Raw genomic sequence first — 209 nt, 5'->3', positions numbered from 1 at the left:
CCAGTCGCCCCAGTCGCTCCAGTGGCTCCAGCTCCGGTTGGACCTGTATCTCCAGTTGGACCTTGTGAACCTGTTGCTCCGGTTGCCCCTGTAGCTCCCGTTGGACCTTGTATTCCTTGCGGGCCTTGAATTCCTTGTGGGCCTTGAATTCCTTGGAGACCTGTCGCTCCGGTTGCTCCTGTAGCTCCCGTTGGACCTTGTATTCCTTG

Annotated in this window: 1 pseudogene; it reads right to left on the bottom strand. The window is 57.9% G+C overall.

Annotation, left to right across the window (positions count from 1 at the left end):
* Window positions 1-209 (bottom strand): annotated as a pseudogene (locus tag MR083_RS27685) (spore surface glycoprotein BclB); the annotation flags it as partial.

The sequence above is a fragment of the Bacillus cereus group sp. BfR-BA-01408 genome, from assembly GCF_022663305.1.
GTDB classification, from domain to species: Bacteria; Bacillota; Bacilli; order Bacillales; family Bacillaceae_G; genus Bacillus_A; species Bacillus_A pacificus.
Note: the sequence above shows the minus strand (reverse complement) of the source record. Positions and strands in the feature narration are given on the sequence as shown.